The organism is Tabrizicola sp. (assembly GCF_031377265.1).
Lineage (GTDB): Bacteria > Pseudomonadota > Alphaproteobacteria > Rhodobacterales > Rhodobacteraceae > JAUYQR01.
Genome location: NZ_JANMET010000052.1, coordinates 1 through 1,567 on the forward strand (window position 1 = coordinate 1; position 1,567 = coordinate 1,567).

The 1,567-nt window shown below is 63.8% G+C and carries 2 protein-coding genes; both read left to right on the forward strand.

Annotated features, from left to right (window positions below; genetic code table 11):
- Nucleotides 1-1,342: signal recognition particle protein (gene ffh, locus RMO18_RS03070; RefSeq protein ID WP_309663858.1), on the forward strand; the 1,342-nt coding region annotated here is incomplete at its 5' end.
- A partial coding sequence (locus RMO18_RS03075) for a GNAT family N-acetyltransferase (protein ID WP_405053992.1) occupies nucleotides 1,339-1,567 on the forward strand: 229 nt, incomplete at its 3' end. The genes ffh and RMO18_RS03075, both read left to right, overlap by 4 nt.

A 1,567-nucleotide genomic window follows, 5' to 3' on the forward strand; every position in this document is an offset into this window, starting at 1 on the left:
CATCAAGCGGGTGCAGGACAAGGCTACCGGCGTGGCGGTGACGAAGTCGATCACGCCGGGCCAGATGGTGGTAAAGATCGTCCATGACGAGTTGATCCGCGTGCTGGCGGGTGACGGCCCTGCGGATGCGCTGAAGATCGACAACCCGCCGGCCGCCGTGCTGATGGTCGGTCTGCAGGGGTCGGGCAAGACCACGACCACGGCAAAGCTGGCCAAGCGGCTGAAGGACCGGCACGGCAAGCGCGTGTTGCTGGCCTCGCTGGACACCAACCGCCCGGCGGCGATGGAGCAGTTGGCAATCCTCGGCGTCCAGATCGGCGTGGACTCACTCCCCATCGTCAAGGGCGAAACCGCCGTCCAGATCGCCAAGCGCGCCAAGACCCAGGCCAACTTCGGCGGCTATGACGTGTTGTTCCTTGACACCGCAGGCCGCAACCACATCGACGAAGTGTTGATGGATGAGGTGCAGTCAGTCCGCGACATCGCCCAACCGCGCGAAACCCTGCTGGTGGTCGACGGCCTGACCGGGCAAGACGCGGTGAACGTCGCGACCGAGTTTGAGGCCAAGGTCGGCATCACCGGCGTCGTCCTCACCCGGATGGACGGCGACGGTCGCGGTGGTGCCGCCCTGTCGATGCGCGCAGTCACCGGCAAACCCATCCGCTTCGTCGGCATGGGCGAAAAGATGGACGCGATCGAGACCTTCGAGGCCGAGCGCGTCGCCGGCCGCATCCTTGGCATGGGTGATATCGTTGCCCTTGTCGAAAAGGCGCAGGAAACCTTCGAGGCCGAACAGGCCGAACGCATGGCCAAGCGCTTTGCCAAGGGTCTGTTCAACATGAACGACCTGAAGATGCAGCTTGAGCAAATGATGAAGATGGGCGGCATGCAAGGCCTGATGGGCATGATGCCCGGCATGGGCAAGATGCAGGCCGCCGCCGCCGAAGCTGGCCTCGACGACAAGATGCTGAAGCGTCAGATCGCGCTCATTCAGTCGATGACCAAGAAAGAACGTGCCAACCCTGATCTGCTGGCCGCCAGCCGCAAGAAACGTGTGGCCGCGGGGGCGGGGATGGACGTTTCCGATCTCAACCGCCTGCTGAAACAGCACAAGCAGATGGCCGAGATGATGAAGAAGATGGGCAAGGGCGGCATGATGAAACAGGCGCTCAAGTCGATGATGGGCAAAGGCGGCATGCCCGACCCGTCAAAGATGTCGCCCGAACAGTTGGAAGAGGCCGCCAAGGGGATGCGTCAGGGCATGGGCGGAATGGGCGGAATGGGAATGCCGCGCGGCATGACGCTGCCTTCGGGTTTGTCGGGGCTGATGAGGAAGAAATGATCCACGGCCCGCGCCCGCAACTGATCGGTTTGCCCGTTCTGGAAACAGACCGGCTGATCTTGCGCGGGCCGCTGCCCGGCGATTGGCCCGCGTTCCGCGACTATCGCGCCTCGCCGCGCACCGCCTTTACCGGCGGGCCGAAAAAGGCACATGAGGCCGCCGAACAGTTTGCCTCTTTCTTTGGCCACTGGGTGATGCGCGGGTTCGGCCGCCTGATCGCCGAAG